The organism is Oscillatoria sp. CS-180, from assembly GCF_028330965.1.
In the GTDB taxonomy this organism is placed as follows: domain Bacteria; phylum Cyanobacteriota; class Cyanobacteriia; order Phormidesmidales; family Phormidesmidaceae; genus Halomicronema.
Genome location: NZ_JAQMUB010000068.1, coordinates 1 through 26376, shown reverse-complemented (window position 1 = coordinate 26376; position 26376 = coordinate 1). Strand labels below are relative to the sequence as shown.

The 26376-nt window shown below is 49.4% G+C and carries 36 protein-coding genes and 2 pseudogenes; 19 read left to right on the top strand and 19 right to left on the bottom strand.

The window, feature by feature from the left end:
- Together PN498_RS16450 and dps are read left to right on the top strand one after the other, a co-directional pair.
- A partial coding sequence (locus tag PN498_RS16450; protein ID WP_272064018.1) for a DUF4351 domain-containing protein occupies window positions 1-351 on the top strand: 351 nt, incomplete at its 5' end.
- A 507-nt stretch (window positions 352-858) separates the two neighbouring features.
- Window positions 859-1383: a DNA starvation/stationary phase protection protein Dps gene (dps, locus tag PN498_RS16445; RefSeq protein ID WP_272064017.1), complete on the top strand. Its 525-nt coding sequence runs from the start codon at window positions 859-861 to the stop codon at window positions 1381-1383.
- 295 nt (window positions 1384-1678) lie between these two features.
- Here dps and PN498_RS16440 read toward each other — a convergent pair whose 3' ends face one another.
- From PN498_RS16440 to PN498_RS16430, 3 genes are all read right to left on the bottom strand, one after another.
- The gene (locus tag PN498_RS16440; RefSeq protein WP_272064016.1) at window positions 1679-2884 is read right to left on the bottom strand and encodes a DegT/DnrJ/EryC1/StrS family aminotransferase; all 1206 of its coding nucleotides are present in this window, start codon (window positions 2882-2884) and stop codon (window positions 1679-1681) included.
- A 187-nt stretch (window positions 2885-3071) separates the two neighbouring features.
- On the bottom strand, window positions 3072-4451 hold the full coding sequence (locus PN498_RS16435) for an MATE family efflux transporter (protein WP_272064015.1): 1380 nt from the start codon (window positions 4449-4451) through the stop codon (window positions 3072-3074).
- A 70-nt stretch (window positions 4452-4521) separates the two neighbouring features.
- Window positions 4522-4791, bottom strand: a complete 270-nt coding sequence (locus tag PN498_RS16430) for a hypothetical protein (RefSeq protein ID WP_272064014.1) — start codon at window positions 4789-4791, stop codon at window positions 4522-4524.
- A gap of 223 nt (window positions 4792-5014) precedes the next feature.
- On the opposite strand from PN498_RS16430, the gene PN498_RS16425 reads away from it, so the two are divergent.
- From PN498_RS16425 to PN498_RS16410, 4 genes are read left to right on the top strand one after another with little or no spacing between them, the layout of a single operon-like run.
- Window positions 5015-5956 (top strand): AraC family transcriptional regulator, encoded by a 942-nt coding sequence (locus PN498_RS16425; protein ID WP_272064013.1) that lies wholly within the window; start codon window positions 5015-5017, stop codon window positions 5954-5956.
- Between the two features lie 56 nt (window positions 5957-6012).
- A complete protein-coding gene (locus PN498_RS16420) occupies window positions 6013-6318 on the top strand; it encodes a type II toxin-antitoxin system HigB family toxin (protein ID WP_272064012.1) in 306 nt (101 codons plus the stop codon).
- Window positions 6315-6713: a helix-turn-helix domain-containing protein gene (locus PN498_RS16415; RefSeq protein WP_272064011.1), complete on the top strand. Its 399-nt coding sequence runs from the start codon at window positions 6315-6317 to the stop codon at window positions 6711-6713. The genes PN498_RS16420 and PN498_RS16415 overlap by 4 nt, the downstream gene beginning before the upstream one ends.
- A gap of 35 nt (window positions 6714-6748) precedes the next feature.
- On the top strand, window positions 6749-6868 hold the full coding sequence (locus tag PN498_RS16410; RefSeq protein WP_272064022.1) for an AraC family transcriptional regulator: 120 nt from the start codon (window positions 6749-6751) through the stop codon (window positions 6866-6868).
- 304 nt (window positions 6869-7172) lie between these two features.
- Here the strand turns inward: PN498_RS16410 and PN498_RS16405 are convergent, their stop codons facing one another.
- Window positions 7173-8066, bottom strand: coding sequence for an SDR family oxidoreductase (locus tag PN498_RS16405; protein ID WP_272064010.1), 894 nt, complete (start codon window positions 8064-8066; stop codon window positions 7173-7175).
- A 144-nt stretch (window positions 8067-8210) separates the two neighbouring features.
- Window positions 8211-9071, bottom strand: a complete 861-nt coding sequence (locus PN498_RS16400; protein WP_272064009.1) for a helix-turn-helix domain-containing protein — start codon at window positions 9069-9071, stop codon at window positions 8211-8213.
- A gap of 60 nt (window positions 9072-9131) precedes the next feature.
- On the opposite strand from PN498_RS16400, the pseudogene PN498_RS16395 reads away from it, so the two are divergent.
- Window positions 9132-10335 (top strand): annotated as a pseudogene (locus tag PN498_RS16395) (IS4 family transposase).
- Window positions 10336-10763: 428 nt separating this feature from the next.
- Here PN498_RS16395 and PN498_RS16390 read toward each other — a convergent pair.
- Together PN498_RS16390 and PN498_RS16385 are read right to left on the bottom strand one after the other, a co-directional pair.
- Window positions 10764-10997, bottom strand: a complete 234-nt coding sequence (locus tag PN498_RS16390; protein ID WP_272064008.1) for a hypothetical protein — start codon at window positions 10995-10997, stop codon at window positions 10764-10766.
- A 67-nt stretch (window positions 10998-11064) separates the two neighbouring features.
- Entirely contained in the window at window positions 11065-11265 is a 201-nt protein-coding gene (locus PN498_RS16385; protein ID WP_334312262.1) for a BrnT family toxin, read from the bottom strand.
- Between the two features lie 153 nt (window positions 11266-11418).
- On the opposite strand from PN498_RS16385, the gene PN498_RS28615 reads away from it, so the two are divergent.
- A complete protein-coding gene (locus PN498_RS28615) occupies window positions 11419-11478 on the top strand; it encodes a hypothetical protein (protein ID WP_442951427.1) in 60 nt (19 codons plus the stop codon).
- A gap of 154 nt (window positions 11479-11632) precedes the next feature.
- Here the strand turns inward: PN498_RS28615 and PN498_RS16375 are convergent, their stop codons facing one another.
- Window positions 11633-12373, bottom strand: a complete 741-nt coding sequence (locus PN498_RS16375; protein ID WP_272064007.1) for a class I SAM-dependent DNA methyltransferase — start codon at window positions 12371-12373, stop codon at window positions 11633-11635.
- 126 nt (window positions 12374-12499) lie between these two features.
- Here PN498_RS16375 and PN498_RS16370 point away from each other — a divergent pair, with 126 nt between their 5' ends.
- A complete protein-coding gene (locus PN498_RS16370) occupies window positions 12500-12697 on the top strand; it encodes a helix-turn-helix domain-containing protein (protein WP_272064020.1) in 198 nt (65 codons plus the stop codon).
- On the opposite strand, the gene PN498_RS16365 is transcribed toward PN498_RS16370, so the two are convergent.
- The gene (locus PN498_RS16365; protein ID WP_272064006.1) at window positions 12679-12864 is read right to left on the bottom strand and encodes a hypothetical protein; all 186 of its coding nucleotides are present in this window, start codon (window positions 12862-12864) and stop codon (window positions 12679-12681) included. The two genes, PN498_RS16370 and PN498_RS16365, sit on opposite strands and share 19 nt — an antisense overlap.
- Window positions 12865-12871: 7 nt before the next feature.
- Window positions 12872-13141, bottom strand: a complete 270-nt coding sequence (locus PN498_RS16360) for a BrnT family toxin (RefSeq protein ID WP_272064005.1) — start codon at window positions 13139-13141, stop codon at window positions 12872-12874.
- A gap of 171 nt (window positions 13142-13312) precedes the next feature.
- Here PN498_RS16360 and PN498_RS16355 point away from each other — a divergent pair, with 171 nt between their 5' ends.
- Complete coding sequence (locus PN498_RS16355) at window positions 13313-13459, top strand: helix-turn-helix domain-containing protein (RefSeq protein ID WP_272064019.1); 147 nt, start codon at window positions 13313-13315, stop codon at window positions 13457-13459.
- 123 nt (window positions 13460-13582) lie between these two features.
- Here the strand turns inward: PN498_RS16355 and PN498_RS16350 are convergent, their stop codons facing one another.
- Window positions 13583-14533 (bottom strand): alpha/beta fold hydrolase, encoded by a 951-nt coding sequence (locus tag PN498_RS16350; RefSeq protein WP_272064004.1) that lies wholly within the window; start codon window positions 14531-14533, stop codon window positions 13583-13585.
- 107 nt (window positions 14534-14640) lie between these two features.
- On the opposite strand from PN498_RS16350, the gene PN498_RS16345 reads away from it, so the two are divergent.
- On the top strand, window positions 14641-15543 hold the full coding sequence (locus PN498_RS16345) for a TetR/AcrR family transcriptional regulator (protein WP_272064003.1): 903 nt from the start codon (window positions 14641-14643) through the stop codon (window positions 15541-15543).
- A gap of 148 nt (window positions 15544-15691) precedes the next feature.
- Here the strand turns inward: PN498_RS16345 and PN498_RS16340 are convergent, their stop codons facing one another.
- Entirely contained in the window at window positions 15692-16063 is a 372-nt protein-coding gene (locus PN498_RS16340) for a hypothetical protein (protein WP_272064002.1), read from the bottom strand.
- Window positions 16064-16232: 169 nt separating this feature from the next.
- Between PN498_RS16340 and PN498_RS16335 the strand changes: the two genes are divergently transcribed.
- Both PN498_RS16335 and PN498_RS16330 read left to right on the top strand, forming a co-directional pair.
- Entirely contained in the window at window positions 16233-17156 is a 924-nt protein-coding gene (locus PN498_RS16335; protein WP_272064001.1) for a bifunctional helix-turn-helix transcriptional regulator/GNAT family N-acetyltransferase, read from the top strand.
- A gap of 179 nt (window positions 17157-17335) precedes the next feature.
- A pseudogene (locus PN498_RS16330) lies at window positions 17336-17437 on the top strand (transposase); the annotation flags it as partial.
- Window positions 17438-17440: 3 nt separating this feature from the next.
- Here the strand turns inward: PN498_RS16330 and PN498_RS16325 are convergent.
- From PN498_RS16325 to PN498_RS16305, 5 genes are all read right to left on the bottom strand, one after another.
- Window positions 17441-18364: an alpha/beta fold hydrolase gene (locus tag PN498_RS16325; RefSeq protein WP_272064000.1), complete on the bottom strand. Its 924-nt coding sequence runs from the start codon at window positions 18362-18364 to the stop codon at window positions 17441-17443.
- Window positions 18365-18744: 380 nt separating this feature from the next.
- A complete protein-coding gene (locus tag PN498_RS16320) occupies window positions 18745-18948 on the bottom strand; it encodes a hypothetical protein (RefSeq protein ID WP_272063999.1) in 204 nt (67 codons plus the stop codon).
- The gene (locus PN498_RS16315) at window positions 18948-19199 is read right to left on the bottom strand and encodes a hypothetical protein (protein ID WP_272063997.1); all 252 of its coding nucleotides are present in this window, start codon (window positions 19197-19199) and stop codon (window positions 18948-18950) included. The genes PN498_RS16320 and PN498_RS16315 overlap by 1 nt, the downstream gene beginning before the upstream one ends.
- On the bottom strand, window positions 19193-19477 hold the full coding sequence (locus PN498_RS16310) for a hypothetical protein (RefSeq protein WP_272063995.1): 285 nt from the start codon (window positions 19475-19477) through the stop codon (window positions 19193-19195). Before PN498_RS16310 ends, PN498_RS16315 begins: the two co-directional genes overlap by 7 nt.
- Window positions 19478-20007: 530 nt before the next feature.
- Window positions 20008-20292: a hypothetical protein gene (locus tag PN498_RS16305; RefSeq protein WP_272063994.1), complete on the bottom strand. Its 285-nt coding sequence runs from the start codon at window positions 20290-20292 to the stop codon at window positions 20008-20010.
- On the opposite strand from PN498_RS16305, the gene PN498_RS16300 reads away from it, so the two are divergent.
- On the top strand, window positions 20282-20509 hold the full coding sequence (locus PN498_RS16300) for a hypothetical protein (RefSeq protein ID WP_272063993.1): 228 nt from the start codon (window positions 20282-20284) through the stop codon (window positions 20507-20509). The genes PN498_RS16305 and PN498_RS16300 overlap by 11 nt on opposite strands.
- A 69-nt stretch (window positions 20510-20578) precedes the next feature.
- Here PN498_RS16300 and PN498_RS16295 read toward each other — a convergent pair whose 3' ends face one another.
- Window positions 20579-21478 carry a LysR family transcriptional regulator gene (locus PN498_RS16295; protein ID WP_272063991.1) on the bottom strand — a complete coding sequence of 300 codons (900 nt, stop codon included), beginning with the start codon at window positions 21476-21478 and terminating at the stop codon, window positions 20579-20581.
- A 120-nt stretch (window positions 21479-21598) separates the two neighbouring features.
- Between PN498_RS16295 and PN498_RS16290 the strand changes: the two genes are divergently transcribed.
- The 5 genes from PN498_RS16290 to PN498_RS16270 all read left to right on the top strand — a co-directional run bounded on the left by PN498_RS16290 (window position 21599) and on the right by PN498_RS16270 (window position 26040).
- On the top strand, window positions 21599-22303 hold the full coding sequence (locus tag PN498_RS16290) for a pirin family protein (protein ID WP_272063990.1): 705 nt from the start codon (window positions 21599-21601) through the stop codon (window positions 22301-22303).
- Between the two features lie 85 nt (window positions 22304-22388).
- Window positions 22389-22625 (top strand): CDGSH iron-sulfur domain-containing protein, encoded by a 237-nt coding sequence (locus PN498_RS16285; protein ID WP_272063989.1) that lies wholly within the window; start codon window positions 22389-22391, stop codon window positions 22623-22625.
- A 305-nt stretch (window positions 22626-22930) separates the two neighbouring features.
- On the top strand, window positions 22931-23437 hold the full coding sequence (locus tag PN498_RS16280; RefSeq protein WP_272063987.1) for a DUF2085 domain-containing protein: 507 nt from the start codon (window positions 22931-22933) through the stop codon (window positions 23435-23437).
- Between the two features lie 73 nt (window positions 23438-23510).
- Entirely contained in the window at window positions 23511-24254 is a 744-nt protein-coding gene (locus PN498_RS16275; protein WP_272063986.1) for a 2-phosphosulfolactate phosphatase family protein, read from the top strand.
- 349 nt (window positions 24255-24603) lie between these two features.
- Window positions 24604-26040: a dihydrolipoyl dehydrogenase family protein gene (locus PN498_RS16270; protein ID WP_272063985.1), complete on the top strand. Its 1437-nt coding sequence runs from the start codon at window positions 24604-24606 to the stop codon at window positions 26038-26040.
- A gap of 18 nt (window positions 26041-26058) precedes the next feature.
- On the opposite strand, the gene PN498_RS16265 is transcribed toward PN498_RS16270, so the two are convergent.
- Window positions 26059-26376, bottom strand: a 318-nt coding sequence (locus PN498_RS16265; protein WP_272063983.1) for a DUF4351 domain-containing protein, incomplete at its 5' end; no start/stop codon positions are given.

The window sequence follows — 26376 nt, the reverse complement described above, 5'->3', positions numbered from 1 at the left end:
GACCAGAGCCGCCTTGTAGAATTGATAGAAACGATTGTTGTGTATACGTTTCCCCGTCGTTCCCGCCAGGAGATTGCCGCGATGCTGGGCCTTGTAGATATGAAAGAAACGCGCGTCTATCAAGAAGGCCGCGAAGAAGGCCGCGAGGAAGGCCGCGAAGAAGGCCGTGAAGAAGGCACACGAGCTTTGCTGCTGCGCCTACTGATGCGTCAGTTAGGGGACATTCCCAAGACGTTGCAGGCGCAGGTGAATCAGCTTACTGTTGAGGAATTGCAGGCGCTAGGAGAAGCCCTATTTGACTTTGAAGCGACAGCGGATTTAATCAACTGGCTGGAACGCGGACAAAGATGAGCACATAGGAATAGAAGGACGAAGTAAATTTCACAGCGTAGGGTTTGCACTCAGGTTGGTTAGGGGCAAGCAACCCCGATCATGCTGTCATGCTCATCGTCCTAACTTAAAGGTATTCAACAAAAAATGTTAGCTAGTGTTGATTGCTTCTGCTTGTACTTGAGGTAGGAGTGAGATCGCGATCGCAAAGGTTGCAAGTCGTACTCATAACGAGTATGATTTAGAAAGTTAAAACAATCGTAGCGACAGCAGCAAAGTCTAAGATGTTCATCGATTAAAGTTACCTTGGAAGACATTCTCTCGCCATAGCCAGTGTCGTGGGTAAGAGGGTCAGAGATAATATAGTATTGGCCGTCTAGGCTAGTGCACCCAGCAGCATCTGGGTGCTTAGGTATAGCCAGGTGACGAGTCGTCTCATCTTAATGGAGCTGGTGACGGCTATACTATCGATGCTTCATCAGTGTTCTGTCGCTAGAATTTCTCACAAGCTTCATAAGGAGGCTCTTCATGATTGCGACCCCAACCAAATCCGACGTTCGTTTCTATCCAACTCGCCTCGATTTAGCTGCTGATATCCGCGAGAAGGTCGTCACGCTTCTCAACCAGAGCTTAGCGGCGACTTTGGACCTCAAAACTCAAACAAAGCAGGCTCACTGGAACGTCAAAGGGAAGGACTTCTATCAGCTCCATGAGCTGTTTGATGAAATGGCAGGTGAGCTAGAAGAATACGTTGACATGGTGGCAGAGCGGGTGACTGCTTTAGGCGCAACAGCCCTGGGTACAGCTCGGGTGGCTGCGGACAACTCTATTCTGCCTGAGTATCCTCTGGATGCAATTGACGGCGATGAGCACATCATGGCCTTAGCCGATCGCTATGCGGCCTACGCCAAGCACCTGCGTGAGGCGATCGATGCGACTGACGATTTGGGCGATGCAGATACAGCTGACCTCTACACTGAGATTTCTCGCACGATTGACAAGCGCCTCTGGTTCTTGGAAGCCCACCTCGTCAACCGTGCAGACATAGCTTAGGTTGCTCACGACCATTTAGCTAATTAGCATAGAGTTTGGGACGCCTCTTTGTGGGGGCGTCCCTTTTTGATACGGACTGGAGAGATAGCTTAGCCATCTAGGCTAGTGCGCCCAGTAGCGTCCAAGTGCTTAGGCATTGAACAGCTAAAGAATTATCAGCAGACTCAAATCTTGCAGTGGGGCAAGGCAGTCAGCATAGGCCCCATTGTCTTCAAATTTGGGGGCTTCTAAGGTTGAAGGCCGCCAGTCATGGAGAATTTACGGGCAAATGAGGAGGGTGTGCTGATGCAAGATATTAGTCAGAAGAACAAGCCTCGTATTCGTTTAAAGCGTGCGCTAATCGTTCAATATCCTGTGAGGTCACTCCGCTATAGGTAGGAAGATAGAGTAACCGCTGAAAAATTTGCCGAGCTTCGGTCGGCTTCAAGTCAGGACAGTTGGCTGGCGGATCAACGACATATAAATTTGAGCCGCCTTGAGTTGCATCAAACCCTTTGCTCCACAAATAATGCTTCAGCTTTTCTGGATGTGCGCACAGAATGGGAAAAACCCAGTGGGTATGTGCAGAGGCTTGTTTACCCGGTCGTCTTAGCGAAGGTGCTAGCTCAACAAGCTGCTCTGCAAATTCGATCCGCCTAGTGATGCTCTCAGGGTTGAACTGTTTCAACCGACGTGCCAAAAGTGATAGCAAGGGAGCAGAGGGCCTTTGACGAATTTGTGCGAAGAAATCATCACCGGGAAAGCCACGAACGCTCTTGCTGATGATGCGATCGTGATTCTTGCCAAAGAGGGAACAGATGCCGATAAAGAGACTATAGGTCAGACGATATGAAAGCAGCATGAGCAGAGAATACTTCCCAATTCGTGCTGCAAAACGCAGTCGACTCTGCACAGGCCATCGATTTTGGCATGAACGCACTGCCTCACAAAGCGACGCCTCTCGAAAACGAAGAATGCCGCCTGCGAGGGCTGTAGCAGTCTTGATGGGACCAAAGCTAAATAGGCTGACATCGGTCTGAGGATGTCCCCAATAGTCCTTACCCGCATAGGCTTGGGCACAATCTTCAATGACCAAAAGATTGTGGACTTGAGCAAATTGCAGGATAGGCTCCATGGGCATACGGCTGCCAAACAGATGGGCCACCAGAATCGCCTTCGTGCGCGGAGTCACCGCCTTAGCCATGCCCTCAGAATGCAAAGCAAGCTTGGCAAAGTCTAAATCAACGGGGACCGGAATCAGGTTATGCGCCTCGATAATGCGTGTCATGCCGCGAATGGTCACCGCTGAAACCAAAATTTCAGTTCCTGGCTCAAAGGCAAGTGCTTGCAGAAGTGCATCAAAGCCGCTCCGTACTGACAAACAGGTGAGGCTAGCAGCCCCTCTAGGCAATGCTTGCTCAAGTTGCGACTCAATCGACTGACGGTTTTCCAGCTTCAAACAACACCCGAGTCCGAACAGCAGATCCATCCAAGCAATATCAAGACGTTTGCGGGGAATCACAACTCTATTTCCCTTACTCGCTTACATTTAGTTCTGACTAACGTCTTGGGGTAGCGGTTGCAGAGACTTTTGCTTTTCGCCTAAAAAGTTCACTAATTCACTGCACCCGAATTGCGATGCTGCTGTTTTCCATCAGGGTACATCCCTTGATCTACTTGACTAAATTTTCTGATGGCAGGCGAGGGTGCTATTTGTGGCCGTTCGATTTGTGTTGCCCAATTAATCGACGTAATCGCCACGTAAATAGGGCAGCAACAACCGAGATCGCCACCGATTGCCCAATCCATAATCCCTGTGTGCCCAGGTTGAGGTAAGAGCCCAGCGTGTAAGCCACCGATAGCCCAAAGCCCCAGTAGCCCAGGGCAATCAGCACCATCGGCACCTGGGTATCCTGAAGCCCTTGCAAAGAGCCGTAAATCGCTTTTTGAAACGCATCCAGAACTTGGGCGATCGCGGCAATCACCAGCAGGGGTACGGCTAAGGAAACAACAGCAAAATTCTCAGGATTTTGCACATCCAGATAAATCCCAATGACCTGCTTAGGAAACAAGAGGAACATGACTGATATGCTGCCAGCAAAAACTGTACTCAACCCAATGCTGACCCAAGCAGCCCGCTGAACGCCCTGAAGATCTTTGCGGCCCAACCACTGCCCAACCCGCACCGTTGTGGCGAAAGAAATACCCAGTGGCACCATAAACACAATTGTCAGTGTTTGCAAGACGATCTGGTGGGCAGCCAGAGCGATCGTCCCAAAAGTGCCCACCCAAAACATGATGACCATAAAAAAGGCTACTTCTAGTCCTGAGAAGATGCCGATAGGCACGCCGACCCAGATTAGCTGCCAGAGAATGCGGGGACGCAGGCGATGGAGTTCTTGAAAAATTCGATATTCTCTCAGCTTGGGATGCTTCAGGACGTACAGCACCATAGCGATGAACATGCCCCACTGAGCCATTACACTGGCCAGCGCCAGCCCGGCTAGGCCCATCTGTGGAAACCCCAATTTGCCAAATCCCAGGATGTAGTTCCCCACAATATTAAAAGCTGTACCCGTTACCATGATGGTCATCACTGGGCGAGCATGAGACAGCGCCGAGACCGTAGCCCGCAAAGCCGCAAACCCGACGACCGGAAACATGCCCCACAGGATGATATCGAGATAGGTATCAGCCAGTTGTACTGTGATCTCAGCTTGGCCGACTTGCAGCAGCCAGCGATCAGCGTGTCCCATTGCCATCATCACGGGAGTGGCCACCAGGATTGACAGCCATAATCCCTGTCTCGCCAGATGCTGAATTCGAGTCTTTTGCTCAGAACCAAACGCTTCCGCAATCAGAGGGCTGACGCCCATCACCATGCCGGTGGCAGTCATCATCCCGGTTAGAAAAATAATGGAGGCGAGCCCTCCGGCGGCGAGTGCGTCAGGTCCCATGCGGCCCATCATGAGGGTATCGACAAAGCCAGTAGCGGACTGCGCCAGCTGAGCACTAGCTAGTGGTACCGCCAGGTTGAGAAATTCGCGAACTTCGGTTTTGAAGGGAGTCTTTAAAGAAAAGCTGCTCATAATTTCATGGCTAAAAATCAACGGTTGTCAGTTGCAAAGCGTTCTGCTGCGCAGTAATGAACCCCAGACGTTATGGTTTTGGAGAGGTCGGAATGAACAGTACAGACCCCACTGTGAACACGAGACTGGCGGAAATGTGCAACAGCGAAGACATCGAAACGCCTTCGAGGTTTTCTAAAATGCTGTCTACCAAAAACATCAGCGAGCCAATGAGAAAGAGCCAACTGACAAATTTTTCGCGATCGCTAGCGGCGCTGTCTGACGGTGCCATCTCAACAGCGGGCTGCTGAGGCGGTAGTGACGGGCGGCTTAACGATGGGTTGCACGGTTCAAAATCCATCACATTCACAAGATTTCCTCCTTATTTGTCGGCTACAGTCACGGCTCAATAGCCCAATCACCCCGGCAGCTTGAGCAAACAAAACCGTGAAGTTCTGACCCGATCAGTCAGATAACCGGGTTGGCTACAATGACAAATTAAGGGAATCTAAAGCGTCGCAATATCTGAAGCTTGCGGAATTGTCAGAATCTTGCGGTCAATTTTGAAAGGGGCGACACCGGCCATGACACAGATATCTCGAAAAGGCAATGGGCCGTCTTCAAACCCTACCCCCGAACCGATCGCATCCAGTGAATCGCTGGGTTGGCAGCCCCTACTGACCCCCGAACCAATCGCATCGAGTGAGTCGCTGGGCTGGCAGCCCCTATTGGCCGAAGAGTTTCAGCAGCCTCCTGGCAGTACCGACATTTTGGAATCCTGGGAAGGGTACTCGATCGCACTGTGCCTAGCATCGCGTCCTTATCGCATTCATCAAGTAGTGGGCGATCTCCGCTACACCGGACTGTACGCAAAAGGCGACATTTCGATTACCCCGGCAAATATTCCAGCCACCTACTACACCGAAGGAGACGACCACTACTTCCACGTACAGGTGCCGATGCAATTTTTGCAATCGGTGGCGCAGTCTGCCATGGATCTGAACCCCGATCGCTTGGAACTCAGAAACGAGTTTCGCATCCGCGATCCGCAACTGGAGCAGGTGTTACAACTGCTGCGGGCGGAACTCCACAAGGGCGACGGTTGGGTCGGTCAGCTTTATGTGGAATCGTTGGCGAATGTACTCGCGGTCAATTTGCTGCGGGAATACTCCACCGCCAAGCCGAAAGTAGCCGTTTATGACGGGGGCTTAGGCGATCGCAAGATTGTACAAATTTCTGACTACATCCACGCCCACCTCGACCAGCCGATCAAACTTGCGGATCTAGCTGAGGTGGCGGGCATCAGTCAGTTTCACTTCAGCCGCCTGTTCAAACAGTCGATGGGCATGACACCGCATCAATACCTGACTCAGCAGCGCATCGAGCAGGCCAAGCAGTTATTGAAGGGAACTAAGGGGGCGATCGCAGAAATTGCTCTACAGTGCGGCTTCAATAGCCAGAGTCATTTCAGCAAGCACTTCCGAAACGCTACGGGTATGACTCCAAGCAACTACCGTAGGGCTTAGCAAGAACCACAGACAATTCGCGACATAAATGCCCGATACGGTAGCCTAATCTTGTCTTGAGATATATTGCTGCTAGGCATATTATTTCTCGCAAGGCACCCCGTGACTTTTGGGATCAATATCCTGACAGCCAAGGGCCGTTGACCCGATGGTTCAAAATTGTCCAAAGGAGTGAATTTGAGAACTTTGCTCACTTGAGGCGCACCTTTCCATCGGCTGACAAAGTTGGTAATTTAGCTGTTTTCAATATCGGCGGTAACAAATATCGACTTATCGCTTCAATCCACTTCAATCGCCAAAAGCTTTATATCCGAGATGTTCTGACCCACGCTAGCTATGACAAAGGAGAATGGAAGCAATGACAGCGCCTATCCCAAATCTTGAACAGTCGTGGTTGGTTCTTGAACCTGTGTTGACGATTCGCGATGCAGCCGAGTACCAGAACAGCGTAGAGCAGCTTAATAGTTTGCTTGACTTAATCGGTACTAATGAACAACACCCACTCTATTCATTGCTCGATACCCTAGGAGTCTTGATCGAAGCCTATGAAGCTGAGCATATTGAAATTCCAGATGCTAGCGGCAGTGATGTTCTCCAATACTTGATGGAAGAACAGGCTTTGACGCCAAACGACCTGCCCGAGGTGGGGTCTCAATATGAAGTTGCAGCAATCCTCAGTGGTCAGCAAGAGCTGAGCTTGCAACAGATTCGCTCCCTGAGCCAAAGGTTTCAAGTCTCCCCTGCAGTCTTCGTTTGACAGGGAACTTGATTTGGCTTGATGGTCTGAATCTGATGTTTGAGTGTGCGATCGCGGAGATAGCTTTACAGTGTGGCTTTAACAGCCAGAGTCACTTCAGTAAACACTTTCGAGACGCTACTGGCATGACCCCAAGTGCGTATCGTAAAAACTAAGGCTTAAAAAAAGCTGACCACAACTTAGGCTAAATAACGATTAAGATAAGCGGCAGCAGATATTCTTTGTTCTGCTACCGCTATTTTTCATCTGTCGCTTTATCGTTTGTTATGCCATTGGACAGGATAAGGTATTGGTACAAGCTACAGCCTTTCTCACTCTAGTGAGGTGCAGTCAGCTCCCCAAAACTGATGCGCTGTAAAGGATGTAGATCTAATTTTGTGCCTCAGTAGCTAGGGAAACGCTGTAATTGTATTTAAAGAGCAAGGGCATCGGTCGAAAAAATCCTTTCTCAGAGAAGATTTAGCGCGTCAAATAACCACCATTGATCCAGATTGTTTGTCCGGTAATCCATTGAGAACTGGGAATAGCTAAAAACTCGACGATGGGTACGATGTCGTTCACGGTTGCTAAGCGGCCAGCCACCGACAGATTAGCGGCGAACTCAGTCGTTTGGGGTGTCTCCATACTATGGAAGAAAGGAGTATCAACTGGGCCGGGGGCAACCGAATTGACGGTAATGCCGCGATCGCCCAGTTCCTTTGCCCCCATCCGAGTCAGTTCTTCGACGATCGCTTTGCTCCCAGCGTAGGCTGCATAGTTCGGTGCAGCCCCCGCCAGTAGAGAGGTCGCGATGTTGATGATTCTGCCGTTGTCCGATAGGCGGCGGGCAGCCTCACGGGTACAGAGGAAGTTGCCACGGGTGTTGATGTTGATCATCGCTTCCAGGTCTTCGTCAGTGACATCAGCGATCGCCTTTTTGACGATGGCTCCAGCATTGTTCACTAAAATGTCAGCCCGACCGAACTCGCTGAAGGCCACATCAAACATCCGCTTGACGTTCTCAGGTCTACCCAAATCTCCCTGTACCAAAGCGGCTCGGGTACCCTGCTCACGCACTAAACGTGCAGTCTCTTGGGCCTGATCAAGGGTTTCCGCTCGATGATAATGAACGACTACATCAGCCCCTTGACGCGCAAAAGCTTCGGCAAAGCCCCGACCCAAGTTAGCACGAGCGCCAGTGACGATCGCGACTTTGCCAGTCAAAGCCCGGCTATCTGCCGAAGGGGTGGCAAACATCGGCGCGGCAGCAGGTGTTTCCTGGGCAGTTTGAGCAAAGGCTTTGTTCGCGGCGAGAGCGGTAACGGCACCCGCAGCGCCCAGTGTTCCGAGAAAGTTACGGCGATTCGTGCTCATGATAGTCTCCTTTGGGAATGAGTTAGCGACTGAGTCAAGAACCCGAAAAGCTTGTCTTGATTGGGTTCCAGCTCTTGTTGTTTCTATTAAGCCAGACTCAACTCGCTGAGACCATGCACATTTTCTATCTAGACTTGACTATTTCTAAGCTTGCTGTCGAAACTGGGATGGTGAGCATTGAGCGTGCTTTTTGAAAAAGCGAGAAAAGTGGGCGGCGTCTTTGAATCCCAGCCGGAAGGCAATTTCCTGCACCGGCTGGGAACTGCGGGACAATAGGGCTTGGGCCTCGGCAATAGTTTTCTCAGCGATCCAGGTGTTGACGGGCTTGCCAGTTTTGCGCTTGATCACCGTGCTGAAATAGCTGGGATGCAGGTACTGGGCGTCGGCGTAGTCCTGAACTTGGAAGCTGCGATCGCACTTCCCGTCCAGCAAATCCCGAAAGTGATTTTCGAGGTTACGTTTGAAAGTGAGGGCGATCGCAGATCCCGTATCTGATTCATTCAGTGGGTCATAGCCTTTCCAGAACCATTCCTTAATACGGAGCAAGAGCACCACCGTCAGGCTACCAATGACTTTGAACTTATAGGGGGAACTCGACTCAAACTCGGCAATTAACTGGTTCCCTAGCTTGTCGAATTCCTCAAACACTGGAGGCTCTGGATAATGGGGCGGGGCAACTTCGGCAATCAAAAAGGGGAACTCGTCAAAGATATCGGCATGAACGGACTGCTTCAAAAACGCTTCGGAAAAGGTGACGATGTAGCCATGGGCCACCTGCTCAAGCTCAAATCCTTTAATGTGGCCGGGATTAGTGAAGTATATAGTGCGGTCTTGGGTGGCATAGGATTGGTCGTCAATAACGTAACAGCCCTGACCCTGGCGAATCAGCACAATCGAGTAGTAATTGGTGCGAAACAGCGGCGATTTGAAGGGCGCTTCACTATGCACCTGCTCCAGTCGATGGACTGAAAAGGGGACAACAACCTTCTGATCTTTATGTGGCAATAGTCTGAGAAAATAAAAAGGCAAAAAAAAGGGGGGTAATCTTGCCCCCAATGAAAAATAATGTTGCCATCATTCTATCAAACCCTCCTCCGAAAACACCTCAGCGAGAGCCAGTATCTGACCTTGGAGTTGCTGTTGCTATTGATACAGACTCATCGATGCGTCACCCTGTCTACTCTGGCCAGTGTTTTCCCCCAACCCATTCAAAAAAAGTCGTATCCGAAACCTTCAACGGTTCCTGACACTGCCTCAGTTAAGTATCAAGTTGCTATGGTTTCCTTTAATTAAATATTGGATTCGACAGATTGAAACTGGAGCAACCTTAAATCGTCAACAACGACGCCATCTTCAAAAACTCAAATCCCAGCATAGTGGTTTTTGGATTGTGGCCATTGACCGTACCCAATGGAAACATCGAAATGTGTTTATGGCGAGTTTGATGTGGGGGACTCACGCCCTGCCGCTGTACTGTGAAGAAGTAGGACATCAAGGCAACAGTGATTTAGCCTGTCAAAAGCGTCTGATTAAGCAAGTCCTACGATTATTTAAGTCTAAACAATACCCCGTGCTCATCCTGGGTGACCGTGAGTTTCATAGCCCAAAGCTTGCTGACTGGCTGGAATCGAGAGGGGTATCTTTTTGTCTTAGGCAGCGCAAGAGTCTTCACTTTAAGCTCCCCAATACATCCGATTATGCAATCATCGGAAATCAAGGGTTCAAGCCGGGACAATCTGAATTCTATACCCGAGTCTGGTGTAATAAAGAAGATGACATTGGGCCGATGAATTTGGCTGTGTACTGGAAGCGAAAATACCGTGGAAAAGGAGCCAAAGAACCCTGGTATATCCTGACAAACTTGCCGACGCTGAAACAAACCTTAGCGATCTATCGTTGTCGTTGGGGCATCGAACAGATGTTTAAGGATATGAAAACATCGGGCTACAATCTAGAAAATACAAGAGTTATTGAGGCTCGTTTTTTCGCACTATTACTCTTAATCATGATGGCCTACACTCTGGCTACATTGTATGGGCAACGGTTGAGGGATGGGTCAGTAGACGGCTATGCAGCACGTATTCAAGAGTACATCAATGAACCGCCTCGGACGAGTGATTTTCGGGTCGGTCTCTACGGCTATGCCTGGATTTTTTCGATGAGACTATGGGCCGATTGGGTCGTGCCCTTGCTGGCCCTAAAGCCTCACAAACGACTCTATTTTCAGCGTGGTTTTGAGGCTCTATCGCTTATGAGACAAGCGCTTTAACTAGGTTGTCACCCAATGAGGTCGATGGATGGTAAAATCCACGTCCTGTTCTAGCTTGCCGCCAATAGAAGCGTAGAACTCCGCCATCGAGTTGTATGTCTTAATTGCATCACTCACGGATATAGCCTGTACTTCCTGTACTCAAAGATTTGCCCCGATTCTACGTTGGATGCCCCGCGTTGAGACTCTAGTGAGGCGGCCGAGCAGTGAGTTTCTGAAAGGAACGAAAGGGGCGATCGCTGAAATTGCTTTACCGTGCCGTTTCAGCAGCCAAAGTCTACTTCAGCAAGCACTTTGAAGATGTCATTGGCATGACGCCGAGCAGATACCGTAAAGTTTAGATCCGCACAATAACGGTGAAATGCCGTAGTGGCGGATAACCTGAAACCTCCAATGAGAAACTCCGTACCGTTCACACCAACACAGTGTCAAGCCGTCTCGTCGCCTGCTGATTGTGGCATCGATTTGATCAATGCTCTTAGCACTTTGTTAACTGATTCAGGCGTTGTAAAAACTTGAGCCACATCCTCATCTAAAACCACAACCGTTGCTTTCTGTGTCTTTTGACCAACAGCAAATCGATTGGGTTTCGCCTTCTGGTAATCAAAATGATACTCAGGTGAAAGCTCGTCTTCAAAATTTTGCGTTTGATCAGAGGGCATTTTGTTCATAATCCTTATGCTCATTACGAGTCGCTAGACGGGCACTAATGATGCGGACGTTCCCAGATCATTCAGTGAAAGCAATTAATAGCAACCGATTTTGCCGAGAGTAACCGATGATGATTTCTCTCTGTTCATCTACGGAATGAGTTTCATCATCGAAAATAACCGCCAAGGGATTATCGAATACGGTTTTGGCTTCTTCAAAGCTGACACCGTGTTTCTGCAAATTACTGGCAGCTTTCGGCTGATCCCATTCAAACTTCATGCTCAAATCATACTTGATTGTTCGAGGCGTCTTGACAGCGTGGCCTATTTAGCTTGGTCACCAGTGCATTGAGGAGGCCAAACAGTTGTTGAAGGGGCGAAAGGGGCGATCGCAGAAATTGCTTTACAGTGCGGGTTCAGCAGTCAAAGCCACATGACCAAGCACTTTCGAGAAGCCACTGGCATGACACCTAGCAGATATCGCAAAAATTAGGCGCGTAACGCCCCCCGGTTCACCCGTGCTAGATAATCTCTCAACTCTAACCAAGCTTCCTCGTTGCATCGGGTGAACCGGATAGTTAGGCATCTAGGATAGCTTATGAAATGAGTTCTATCTTCCAACCAAGCCCTAGCAATGAGCGATCACCCTAAGTTCCATCACAAGGTTTTTCCCAAACGGACACGTGATAACGACTGATGTTTGTGAATGCTTCTTTCTTCCACCCTCCCCATCTTGCTTTCAGCTCTAGGTTGGCGAGCTTTGCCATCAGATCAAGTTCCGACGGCCAGACGTAGCGAAAAGGGATTGAGGATACCTCTGTCTGTTGATCACGAATCCTAAAGTGATGAGATGTCAGCCTTTGAGAGACCATATCGTAGGTGTCTACTCCCCAATGATCATCACGGAACTCAAAGACTCGGTTGGTTTCACCAAAGGGTATAAGCTGAAGGGCAGGCACCATAACTTCAATGACAAAGCTTCCACCTGGGTCAAGATGTGAAGCCGCGTTCTGAAAGCATCTAACTTGCTCGTCCTGAGTTGTCAGGTTCATGATGGTGTTAAAAATCAAGTACACCAGCGAGAATGAGCATTCGCATGATGTAACGGCAAAATCACCCTGAACTACAGAAATACGATCGCCACCCGATTTTTCAGCAAGCTTGGTAAGCATAGCCTGAGAAAGATCGATTCCATGAACTTCGACTCCTTTCATCGAAAGCGGTAAAGCGATACGGCCTGTTCCAACACCAAATTCGAGCGCCCTACCGCTATCAGCAAGTTCAGCCAGGAAATCGACTACAGGATCTACTGCTTCGGAGTCGCCGCAACCTACATCATCGTCATATGTCGCGGCGACTCTTTGGTCGAAATATCGGTCATTCTGCATGATTCAAATGTGAAAGGGTGTATCGATGTAGTGCAACAGGATTTATAGTCGTGCGGTCTAACTCTTATTAGATCGACGATGTCAGTCTATCTACCCTGTTTCAGGCAGATAGACTGATTGCTCGCAGTGTATCCTGCCAAATACGGTGATCCATATCTGATTCAGCAATTGGGTTGGGCAGGTGTAGCAATTGTTGAAGGGAAGGAGGGAACGATCGCGGAAATTGCTCTGCAGTACGGATTCAATAGCCAAAATCACTTCAGCAAGCACTTCAAGGATGCGATTAGCACAACTCCTATGACGGACTATGTCTGTGAGATTTGATGCTCCTCAGCGTACTGACGAAGCGCACGGTTGACCGATTCTGAATCTGGAAAGATTTTATGGAGGTCGGGATCTATCACCACCACATTCGTGCCTTCTCGATAACGACTCACATATTTCCCGCGCACACCCGATTTGATAAGGTTGGCTGGGTATTCAGATCTCATAGTGTCTTCATTGTTCATATGCCTTACGCTCGTGACGAGTCATAGGTCGCGCTGAGATGATTCGGATGGTGTTAGGTCTTTCGGTAAACGATACAACCAAGTATTTTCCCTTTGAGGATAGCCCAAAGAGTAGGTATCGGTTCTCTTCGTACGAATGATCTGGGTCTTGCACACAGGAGGAATAATTGTCTGCAAATACTTCCGTGGCTTCGAGAAATGACACGCCACGCTTGCTCTGATTGGCAGATGCTTTTGCTTCGTCCCACTCGAAGTTCATAAATCATCCGTAATTCGGAGCTTGTCGCATAGCTGATATCAGATTTCAAAGATGATACCCTACCTGTCGCTGTCATACCGCGAATGTGACCGATAAGCCCGATTCTCTGAGCGCTAGTATCTGTCTAATACCTCTCGGAAACGGAGGTTGCTAGGTCGAGAGTAAAAGCGCATCGAACAGGCTAAGCAGTTGTTGAAGGGGACGAAAAGGGCGATCGCAGAAATTGCTTTACAGTGCGGTTTCAGTAGTAAAAGCCACATGACCAAGCACTTTCGAGAAGCCACCGGAACAACTCCCAGCAGCTATCGCAAAAGCTAGGGCACGTCATCAACTAATGCTAGGAGCCTTGTGGAATAGGCATTACCGCGCCCGCCCCAGATTCATAGACTAGGGGCTAAAACCCTCATTGCCATCATCAAAACCGTTTTCGCGCCCCAACCATCACGTCCTTTCGAGTAACCAGCTGGCCATTTTTTCCATCACTCGGCTGGTGATCTCTTCTCGGTCCTGCAACAGTTGATGGCCTGTCGTGTCCTCGATCCAGAAGCCTTCTGTCAGGGGGCCTGATTGATCAACAAACTTCTGCATGGCTTCACACATTGTTCGGCAGTCTTTGATGGCATGAATCGCCAGCAACGGTATTCCAAACGCCCCGGCACTTCTCGCGATCTTCTCTCCGGTCGCCACGACAGCAGTAGCCGCAGCCATCGTTGGCCGAGGAGAAACTTGAACACCTGGGTCAAGACGGGCGACCTTGGCCCACTCCTTATTTCCAAACGCTGCGTCAAAGGTGGCTGAAAAGTCGGTTGCTGGCATCTTCAGCCTAGGATAGTAGCGAGATAGAAAGGCCAAGATCTTGATGACAGGTTTGGGAGGCAACGTAGCCGGATCGATCTCAAGCGCTGCACCCGTCGTAATGATTCCAGCCAGGTTGATTCCAGTCGCTTTTACCCTATCTTCTGCGAGACCAGCGGCTAGGACTTGAAGACCACCAAACGATTCACCGATGAGAAAGACTGGCACGTCCACCGAGCATTGAAGCTGCTCCTTGGTCCAAACCAGAGCAGCAAAGACGTCCTCCACAAAGTCGTCGAATTCATTGATGTGTATACACCCTTCAGGCGCATCCGGTTCGGCCTCGGAGTATCCCATACCCACCGGATCGTAACTTGAACAGGCGAAACCTTGCTGGTTCAAGAACAAAGCAAGGGGTTCAAAATAGCCAGAATGCCAACCCCCGCCTGGGACCATAAGGCAAACGGCACGCGGATTTCCGTCTTTCGTATTGTTTTTCCAGACTCTCGTTGCTAGCTTGGCACCTCGCGGCGAGTATAGAGGGTTAACTGTTGGTTCGGGTGGCGGTGGAACAGCAGGTTTCTTAAGACTGAGCATGGTTTATGGTTCCGCGTCTTTGTGATCATTAAAGATGACAAATTATTCATCTTTTGCCATACTAGCTGCATCAGACTCAATATTGTCAAGCGGAATTTTTATTCAACGTGTCTCATAGCGATTCAGATTTTCTTCAGCCGCCGCAGCAACAGCGCAGTCAGATTAGAGTTGAACAAATTCTCCAAGCAGCGGCTGAGGTCTTTTGGGAAAAGGGCTACGATGTTGCGACAACTCACGACATTACTAAGCGTGCCCAGACAGCAGTGGGCACGCTGTATCGCTTTTTCCCAAACAAGCTTGCTATCTTTCACGTACTTGAAAAACGTCACAGGCAATATTTGGATAGAACTGTCCCTCAGCTGATGAGTCCTGAAGCGTTTCAGCTACCCCTAGCCAGTGTTATTCGGAAAATTGTTGAAACCTATGCTGAATATTTTGAAGACCTTGGTCCAAGGATTGTCTACATTCAGTACTACTTAACCCCTAATATCTTTCTATATTTCGACGAGAGCTTTGATCAAAATATGATTCAAGGTTTGGCAAAACTTCTGCAAGGACGAAATCCAGCCCTCACATTAGAGAAATGTGAGCTATTGTCTGAGGTTTTCTTAAGAACTTACCAAGCATTACTGTTGGTTGCCTTACGCAGCAACGACACGCGCCGCCATCAGTTGCAATTAGAGATCCAAAATGTTCTGATTAATTACCTGGAGCCCTATGTGGGCGATCAAATCTATGCAGACTCATACGATGGTGACCTGTCCTCTTCACAAACGGCCATTCAAGCGCAGGTAGAAGCCCTCACTCAACAACACGCTCTGAATTCTCGACAGCGGGCTGCGATCGCACATGTGCTAATCCATGGCAGCCTTACTATCCAAATGCTTGAGTCCATATGCCTCAAACCATCACGCCGAACCCTTCAGCGCGATCTTAAACAGTTAGTCGAAAAGAACATATTTGAAAGTAGAGGCAGTACCAATCAACTTGTTTACCAAATGGCACGTTAGGGAGAAAAACCAGCAACATAACCTGATCCCACTATTTAAGAATCGCCAGGAAAGAATTTACGGCTATTAGAGCACTATTAATGCAGCGTAATGCACCACAGCCTGGTAGTTCCCATCGTCAGAAATCTCAATTGGGATCCGTCTCATCTCAACTTGCAGTTGACCCATGTAGATCAAGAAACTCAAGCCTATTGCCAAACGGGTCAGCCGAGAAGAACCGCTTCACGGTTAGATTACTTTTGTCCCAGTTCACGGTAAATCCTGCTGCGATTAGCATACGAGCGCAATTGGCTAAGTCATCCACGACAAAAGCTGGGTGGGCTTTCAGCGCTGGTCGAAAATCTGCCTCCACGCCGAGGTGAACACTGACCGCACCTTGGAACCAACAACCACCTCGGAGGGCAAGCTGAGGCGGTTTTTTAATTTCGTCTAGCCCTAGAACATCCTGATAGAACTCGCGTGCGACATCTTCCCCTCCAGGAGGCATAGCGAGCTGAACATGATCAATCTCTAGTATCATCAGCGCCTCAACCAAGATGGCCTAACGTCCTAAATCAGGGGCCGCTAGGCAATATTTTGACATTCCTGACCTGACTGCAATGCGCCCAAACTGGACACTTGCAACCCCACTTGCACGTCAGGTCGTCATTTGACATAATACTGGACAAAGTCCACTATTTTTCTTGGCTATGAACAGCCCAATCGAAAATTTAAGGAGATTTAACCGCCGTTGGACGGAAATTATGGGGTTGCTCGATGACCAATTTCTGGGTACGAAGCACTCACTACCAGAGGCACGAGTCTTATACGAATTAGGCCAAAAACCAACATGGGAACGGATGGAATTAAGGCAGCAGCTCAGTCTGGATGATAGTTATTTGACAAGGCTGCTGGATAGATTGGCGGCCAAACGCCTTATCAGAATATCCCCATCAAAAATTGACGGTCGCAGAAAAACTGTGCAGTTAACATCGAAGGGAAAAGAGAACTTTAAAGAATTAGATACCAGTTCGAGCGAAAAAATTGGACATCTGATAGAGCAATTAACTCCGAGTGATAAACGAGCACTAGATGATGCGATCGCTGTTCTGAACAACATTATTGTTTCGAAATCAAGCGATGAAAAGAAACTGGTAATTCGGAAATTGCAGTCAGGAGATTTGGGCTGGGTTGTAAAAAGGCACGGGGAAATCTATTCGGATGAATTCAATTGGAATATGGATTTCGAAGGCCTAGTAGCAAAAATCGTGTCTGATTACTATGCGGATCATGACGAAAAAAGAGAGTGTGCCTGGATTGCAGAGCTGAATGGCGTGCAAGCTGGTTGTATATTCTGCTGTGCAAAAGATTCCGAAGTCGCTCAATTGAGAATATTACTCGTTGAACCCTGGGCACGAGGTCATGGTGTCGGTAGCAAGCTTGTTGATACTTGTGTTAATTTTGCAAAGCAGGCTGGCTATTCCTCTATGGTGTTGTGGACGATTGACATTTTGCAGTCGGCTCGTAAAATTTATCAAAATTATGGCTTTGTTCTTTCAGAAGAAGAAGAACATTTCAGTTTTGGACAGAATCTAGTCGGGCAAAACTGGACATTGGTTTTTGAAGCTGAGTAGTTGGGAAAGTGCTGAATTGATAGCGACTCGGACGGCTGCTTCGGTAGGAACGAAAACCTCAAGTTGAGACTTTATTAGTATCGCCTAAGAGGGCGTTTGAAAAGACGGTGAAGAGGTAAAAAACTTTCTCAATGTAGGCTGCGAATGAACAAACATGCAGCCTACACTGAGAAAGTCTAATAAGTAAAGACTATCCCAGTAACCTGACTCGTGACCAGTTTGAGTTGCTCAGCGACCTGTTGCCGCCCGCCAAACCGGGAGGCCGACCACGGACAGTCGATTATTTAGACTGTCTCCATAATGTCATCCCAGTGGGACCAGAGGAAAAAATGGCCTTCATGGGAATAGGCATGAAGCTGGCTGTTGGCTAGATAACGGTGTTTGTATTCTGCAAAAGCATAGGGAGCAGAGACATCATCGCGACCATGGAAGATATGTATCGGGAAGTCAATCTCTGCTAGATCAAAACCCCAGTCTTGATAGCGTAGTAGGGCATCATGGGCAGGACCTTTGCTACCTTGATGAAAAGATTCTCGAACTGTATGTATCAAAGCCTGAGCGTTCTCTGGAACTGACAACACCGCGTAGTCGGCATCACAGAAATACTGTGAACGATACAACAGACGGACAAAGGTTTTTGCTGGCAATACTTTGGCTGCTAACCCAAGGGTTGCGAACGGAACCTGGAAGAGAATCGGGATTGTTTTCTGCGACCGGGCAATCCGTTCAGCAAAAAAGCGATCCAATGCAGTCATTTGAAATCGCAAGTCCGGTACTGTCACCGGAGCCCATCCTGCTAAATCCAAAGCAAACTCCAAGCGCTTAGGCAGGGCATAGGCACAGCTCAATACAGTAGTGCCGCCACCAGAGTGGCCCATAACCCCAAAGGTACTAAACCCTAAGCCATCGGCCAGTTGACAAATATCATTGGTGTAGTCCAGCAGAGTATACTCTGGCTTGAAATCGGAGTGCCCCATGCCGGGGCGATCCGGAGCAACGATATACCAGCCATGCTTCAACGCGGCTGCCTCTGCCAAACAAACGTCCAGACGAGAACCAGGAGACCCGTGAAAGAATAAGACTGGCTGCCCGTTGGGATCGCCTACGCTGTCATAGGCAATCTGCCGACCATCATGCAGCGTGAAATATTGCGGCAGACGGTTCGAATACTGAGGCAAGGCACCTGACGTCATCAAGTTCGCAATCATCACAAAGTGTTCCTTTCGCTTAGAACACTTCCATTGTGAGCAACGTGCTGGTTAGGAGAATAGCGGTCTGTATCATTTTTCCCGGTGGGAAAGTGGACATAGCGGCATCAGTACTGGGTTATTCTGAAAGCTGGTTGCGAGAAAACGTGCTGCAACTCCTGACTAGCGAAGGTAGTCCCCAATCACGATCGCGGAAGATGTGAGATCGCATCATTCATTGAACCAATCAATCTGTAGGCTGAAACGTCATGGTTACGCCAGTTGCCCGCAGCTAGGAATGCACAAATTTTGTGCGGAGCTGATAAATGTAGGCATCCACGGTTGTCTTCTCAAGCGTCACTGTCGTGAAAACGCGCACTAACGAGGTGTTTAGGTGGTAGTTAACTGGGAAGGATGTTTTGCCATAAATCTGCTGCAATAAACCTCGACAGATGCCCCACGTTAGTTGTGGCAATTACCGTATCTGAATTTCCCAGCGTTTTAGCCTGAGCGATCAGAATCATATCACCGTCAATTGTTTTATCTCCTGCTGTCGGCTGTCCTTTCTGTCGCGCCTGTGCCCACAATTTAGCTGCTTGCCGCATTAAAGTAGTTGTAATGGGAAATACTCAAGCTGTCGACACAAGCCATCCAATCGAGCAAGTCCCTTCTTCTTCCTCGCCCGCAGCAACTCACGGCGAATTTCGTAATCGGCAATTTCTGGAATAACTATACGGTTTCCCGCTTTGAGATGGGCCTGAAGCCATTGGTTACAAGCAACGCCTTGGGAAGAAAGCCTAGGGTTGGTGACTAGTCCAATTGGACCTGTGTCCAAAACAATTGTCCCAGCTACCATGTAATCCCTTTCATCTCACCTGGGAATAATTTACGCTCAGAAAGCCGATCCTCATCTAACACCTGGACTAAATACGTGCCTGTCTCCTGTTGGTCTTCAACATCCTCATCTTCAATCCAAGACTGAAGCATATCAACGGCTTCGGCTCGTTTTTGCTTGAGCTGAAATGATTTTGCCAAAAGCTGTAGAGTCATCGTCTCAACCGACAATCCTTGCTGTTCGGCTTCTTGCAAAAGGTATTGCTCCAGTTCAGGGGGAAGATTCAGGGTTAGCGTCATAATGTTGCAAGTCTCTCTATATTCGGCGTTAAATTTGGTAGGTAAGATCCGCGTTTCTTAATCTTATCGGTCATTTTTTGGTGATAACACTCTCATTACTAAACTGGTAATTTCGGGAAGGTGGGTTGTTATTCGTCATATTTGGTCGTTACGTATGGTTAGTCGAGTGCTTATCCGTCAGAAGTAACGGATAAGCATTCTACTCAGGAAGTTATGTGACATGTTCGATGGCATCATCAAAGCCGCCATGTTGACTTGATCGGGTAGGGGAAGCTAATCGTCTGAAGCACTTTGGGCTTTCAGCTGAAAAGTCCGATATGGATACCATTCTCAGTGGCGTCCTGTTCCACAGCAAACACTATTCTAGGAGTAGGGTTTAAGTGGCTGACAAAATCGCTTGTAGGTTGTGGTTGAGATAACGAAACCCAACATCGTAACCGTTTTGTTGGGTTTCGCTGTCGCCAACCTATAGCGGAACAAGGGCGATCGCCTCCACCAAAACAGAGCCGCGATTGCCCTTTTGAAATCCGTTACTCAAACAATCTGTCGCGCTGCAAGTATCGCAACACATCACCAGGATCTTGACGAATCAACACGCCGTTTTCCGGCACGTCGATCTTCGGACTCCACTCGATGCGCTCAATGCAGTTTCGCAGGTGGAACAGGTCGATCGCGCTTTGGGTATCGGCTTCAGTGCCGACCAAATAAAGGCGCAGGCGTTTGTGTCGTCGCTGGGGATGAGCAGGATTGCTGGGCAGCGAGGACGGTGCCGTCTCGGTGTGGTGAGACGGCAGAAAGTATTGAATGGTAATCACTGGGGATTCCTCCAAGAATCAATTGGGTTGGAATCCCCGAAGACTCGGTCGCCCTGGGACAAGAGCTAGCGTCGGGCGACCTAAAATAGGCACAGCCTGTACGACAGCCGTGGTCTGTCTGCGGGTTAGGCGCTGGTTTGGTGAGCCACCACCGACCAGTGCCGCCGACCAAATGTTCGGGGACAGCAAGCTGCACGGATACAGCTATGGTTGGTGATATTAGACGATTTGAGGACCAAAGGCAAGTAGCGTTTGATACTGCTGGGGAACTCAGGTGAGGGGCTGTTTATGCAGCGACAGTTTCGAGCTGTGCCACCATGTAGTCCACAAACAAGCGCACTTTAGTGGACAAGTGGCGGTTGACGGGATAGAGGACGCAGACAGAGATGGGGGAGCCGGCATAGGTTGGCATGATGTGCTGTAAGCGACCCGTATTAAGGTCGTCTTCCACGATGAACTGAGGCAGCAGCGTTATGCCCAAACCGTTCACGGCCGCATCTCGTAGAACTTCGCCATTGTTGGCACAGAGCGGCCCCGCAACGGTGATTTTGTATTCGCCGTCAGCATCAACCAGCGTCCATTGATTAGCCGTCGAGAGGTGACCGTAGGCTAGGCAGGCGTGTTGGGTCAGTTCACCAGGGGCTGTTGGTGTCCCGTGCTTTTTAAGATAGTCGGGCGCAGCACAGAGGATGACAGGCGCTGGCAGGAGTTCTTGAGTGACCAAGCTCGAAGAGTGTTGAGCGGGCTGAGCAATGCGAACTGTGATGTCAAAGCCTTCAGCAATGGGGTCAATGAAGCGATCGCTCAAACTTAATTCCACATGCAAATCAGGATAGTGCTGCAAGAACCGCGCCAGGATAGGTGACAGATAGCGCCGGCCAAAACTCATCGGCGCATTGATGCGAAGCTGCCCTTTCGGCTCAGTTTGTAACTGAGTCACGGCCAACTCAGCCTCTTCTAAATCGCCTAAAATCCTGACGCATCGTTCATAAAACGCCAGACCTGTGGGTGTTGGCGTCACTTTGCGCGTCGTTCGCTGCAAGAGCTGCACCTCAAGGTCGGCTTCTAAATTCAGCACCAGTTTGTTGACTGCTGATCGCGACATCCCCATTTCACGAGACGCAGCGGCAAATCCACCTGCGTCTACCACCTGCACGAACGCCCGTATGCTTTCAAACCTATCCATTTTTGTCGCCAAACAAGAAACAATATGTCAATTAAATTGAGTATTGTCTTTTATTTTAGTTTAATCCATAATAGAGACATCAAGAAAAACACATTCGTTGCAACACAAAGGAGGCGTTTCATGATTACAGTTCGACCGAGTAGCGATCGTGGCACCGCAAATTTTGGTTGGTTAGATAGTCGTCACACCTTTTCCTTTGGCAACTACTACGATCCTCGCCACATGGGCTTTGCTAGTCTGCGCGTCATCAACGAAGACAAAGTGACTCCTGGACAAGGGTTTTCAACCCACGGCCATCGCGACATGGAGATCATTTCTTATGTGTTAGAGGGTGAACTGGCTCACAAAGACAGCATTGGCAATGGCTCTGTCATCCGTCCTGGTGATGTGCAGCGCATGTCGGCAGGCACGGGAATTTTGCACAGCGAATACAACGCATCTGACACCAACCCAGTGCATTTCCTACAAATCTGGGTTCTTCCCGGCGAGAACGGCATTGAGCCAGGGTATGAGCAGACCTACTTTGCTCCCGAAGATAAAGCAGGAACGCTGCGTTTAGTAGGTTCTCGTGATGGTCGTGATGGCTCCGTCACCATTCACCAAGATGTGAATCTCTATGCCACTCGGCTCAACCCTGAGCAATCCGTGACCCATACCCTGGATGCTGGACGGGTTGCTTGGATACACGTCGCTAGAGGAACCGTCAATTTAGACGGTCACGATTTAACCGCCGGTGACGGTGCGGCTGTTTCTGAAACAACTACGCTCACACTGACCGGCACCAGTGACGATACGGAAGTGCTGCTATTTGATATGGCAGCTTAGACACCCGTTTGGGGACATGGTTTCATGTCCCCTTTTTCGATTAGGGCGATCGCGCCCGAATTAAACCAAGAGGAGAACATTCACGATGACTAACCCTAATATTGCGGCTAAACAGCCCAAAGTCATGGAGCTAGAACCTGGCAATTATTGGTACTGTACCTGCGGCAATTCCGACAACCAGCCTTTTTGCAACGGCGCTCACCAAGACACTGGTTTCACGCCGCTCAAGTTTACAATTGAGGAGAAGCAGCAAGTCGCCCTCTGCCAATGCAAGCAAACGGGGAATGCTCCCTTCTGCGATGGCTCTCACGTTAAGCTTTAAGAGATTGGCTATCCATTAGATCCATGACGTCAAAAACTCAACGCAGCGTTTAGCCTCGTTGAGTTTCTCCTTCCCTTCTATACTAATCCTTAGACCTAAACTATAGAGATCATCCCTCCACTTCTCACTACCTCAATCATTTTCGCGCCTCCAGGCCCCTCCTTACTGCTGCTTCAACTCAGAAAGCTGTCTGCCAAGAAGCACCCTCCTAAGAGGGCAGGTAACAAGGTCCAATAAATAAAAATACCGAAATTGGGACCAGGGATGTTTACAATCAGTAACAGCAAATCCACTATCTTCTCTCTATGCAAGGCTCTGTTTCGGCATCGTCAAAGTCGCGTCCTTGGTCCAGTTGGCTTGCAGATATTGTGCTAGCAGGACTGGTGAGTGGACCCTTTGCGGCCCCTTTTCTAGCGGCTTCAGGGTTGCCGGTATTAACTCAAATTAGTGAAATCATCTATTGGATGGGGCAGCAAGTTTGCCCTCAACCTGACATGGGTGTACCACTAGCCGCAGGGAACATTATGGCGGTTTGCATGCGCTGCTATGGCACTGTCTTTGGCCTCGTCGCAATGAGAGTTTTGTACGGTCGCGATCGCGGTCAATCGGCTTACTGGCTTGACCGCTATGGCCTTATAGGTTTTGGTCTTGCCTTTGCGCTCTGTATGATGTATCCGGCAGAACTGGCTCTGCAAGGCTTTCCTTGGTGGCCCATGAGCAACTTGCGGATGGCACTGTTCGGTGCCGTTGCAGGGATTGGCCTAGGAGCCTACATTATGCCTATATTTCATAGTTACCTAGAAGAAGGTTAATCTACTTTTGGGAAGTTTCCGGCATAAAATAAAAAATTGGCAGCGGTCCAACGTTTGAGAGCACTCATTACCTGTGAAGTTATCTGTTTATCACACTCCTGAAGAAGTACCCGAAGGCACTTTGCCCGATTGCGCGATCGCAATCGACGTACTTCGCGCGACGTCTACAATGGCCGCTGCTCTGAATGTAGGAGCCGCTGCTATCCACGTCTTTAGCGACCTGGAATTGCTCAGAAAAGCCAGTGAGCAATTCCCTAGTGAAAAACGCTTGCTTGCAGGAGAACGAGAAGGGGCCAAAGTTGAAGGATTTGATTTGGGTAATTCTCCGCTAGACCATACAGCAGAGCGATCCAAGGGGCGTCATCTGTTTATGAGCACGACGAACGGCACGCGATGCCTTCAGCGTATTCAAACAGCACCCGTCGTGATTACTGCCGCCTTAACGACTCGGCAAGCCGTCGTTGACTTTTTGCTAAAGCATGAACCCGACCAAGTCTGGTTAGTGGGATCTGGCTGGCAAGGGGCGTATTCTCTAGAAGATACGGTATGTGCTGGGGCGATCGCCCATCAGCTTGCGGCACAATTGACTCATGATCTGAAAGAGATCGCAGGCAATGATTCGACCGTTGCCGCCGTTAGCCTTTACACCCACTGGAAAGCCTCTATGTTAGAGCTGATGCACTGTGCTAGTCACGGTCAGCGGTTACTGCGCCTGCACCAAGAAGATGACTTAAAATATTGCGCTCAGCTAGACGTCCTGAATCTGGTTCCTATTCAATCAGAACCTGGCGTCTTAGTTCTCGATCAAGCCAATTGACGCGGAAGCTTCTTTAAACGGTAGGGACGGAAGGCAAACGGATGAAACGGATCCTTTCGTCGTAGGGAGCTTACGTGTTCTTAGCGTTCACTTGTACACCGCTGTCGTTATCCGAAATGAACAGCCGCTATAGATTGGCATTAAGGCAGGAGATTCAACGCTTTCAGCCTTTCTGTCTCTGAACAGCTTTTGCTTGATGAGCAAATGCTGAGCGCTGTTTGTGTATCCTCTTAGCCAAGCAGCACAACTTTTTGGCTGGTTCAATGTAACTTCTCAGCTGTGGCTCAGCTAACCCATCGATACTCTAAGTACGCTAAATACACGGGATGAGCATTTAAGGGGAAAAGCTATGGCAGTGGATTATGATTTGGTCGTGATTGGGGGCGGTTCGGCAGGACTGGTTGCAGCCAGTGCAGGTGCCCAGCTCAATGCTAAGGTCGCGCTCGTAGAAGTGGAGCATCGGCTCGGAGGCGATTGTCTGCACTACGGATGTGTTCCTAGCAAATCCTTGATTCATGCAGGCCGCGTTGCTCACGATGTCAAGCACGCAGCAATTTACGGCATTGACGCTTCAATCCATGACATTCATATCCGTGAGGCTCTAGGGCACGTTCATCGCGTCATCGATACGATTCAAGAGCATGACTCCACTGAACGCTTCGAATCCTTAGGTGTTGAAGTTATTTATGGCAAGGGACAGTTCAGCGATCGCCAAACCTTCACCGTCAATGGCCGTGACCTCAAAGCACGGGCCTATATCATCGCTACAGGGGGCCGCCCCAGCTTACCGCCCATCTCTGGCCTAAAGGAAGCAGGCTATCTCACTAACCTCAACGTTTTTTCCATTGAACACCGACCTGAATCACTGGCAGTCATTGGTGCGGGTCCTATTGGGTGTGAACTGGGTCAAGCCTTTTCTCGCTTGGGCAGTCAGGTGTCTATCTTGGCGAGTCGGAACCATATCTTGCCGAAAGAGGAACCTGAAGCCGCCCAAGTGATTCAAGCTCAGCTGGAATCTGAAGGTATCCAAATCTTGACGCAGACACGGGCTAAAGAGGTTCGGGTAGAAAACGGCAAAAAGGTGATTGTGACGGATCAGGGCGATCGCATTGCGGTAGATGAGATTTTAGTCTCAGCGGGGCGCGTTCCCAACGTCGAAAGCCTCAATCTTCAGACAGCAGGCGTTGACGTGGGCAAGCAGGGTATTCAGGTCAACGCTAAACTCCAGACGAGCAATCCTAAAATCTATGCCGCTGGAGACGTGATTGGAGGCTACCAGTTCACCCACGTTGCTGGATATGAGGGCGCAGTAGCCCTACAAAATGCACTCATACTTCCCACTAAAAAGGCCGACTATCGAGTCATTCCTTGGGCCACATTTACCGAACCTGAGCTATCCCGAGTAGGACTCACCGAAGAACAAGCCCGCAAGCGCTACGGCGATGACCTAATGGTGCTTCGCCATGATTTTGACCACGTAGATCGTGCGCTAGCAGAAGGGGCTGGCATCGGCTTTGCCAAATTCATTACCCGCAAAAATGGCGAAATCTTAGGTGCACACATCGTCGGTCCCGCTGCTGGAGAACTGATTCATGAAGTGGTTCTCGCCATGAGCTACAAACTCAAGGTTGGTGCCCTGAAATCAATCATTCATGTCTACCCAACCCTCGCGGAGATCAATAGTAAAACCGCGCTGCAGCTCACCAAACAAACCTACGCTCAGAACACTCGCTTACAGGGGATCTTGAGGGGCTTCTTCAACTTCCGACGCTCTATTGGACGCTAAAGCAGCAGGTAGCTTTCTTCATTCTCGGCTCACGCCTTCCAGCCAGTTAATTAAATCCGCTGTCGCTTCAAAGTCAAATAGGGCTTCTCCTAGCGCCTGCAATTCCTCAACGGTAAGCTGATTCACCTGCGCCTGCACCGTCTCGGGAATGTCCCCTAACTGACGTATCAGTAGGCGCAGCAGCAAAGCTCGTGTGCCTTCTTCGCGGCCTTCTTGATAGACGCGCGTTTCTTTCATATCTACAAGGCCCAGCATCGCGGCAATCTCCTGGCGGGAACGACGGGGAAACGTATACACAACAATCGTTTCTATCAATTCTACAAGGCGGCTCTGGTC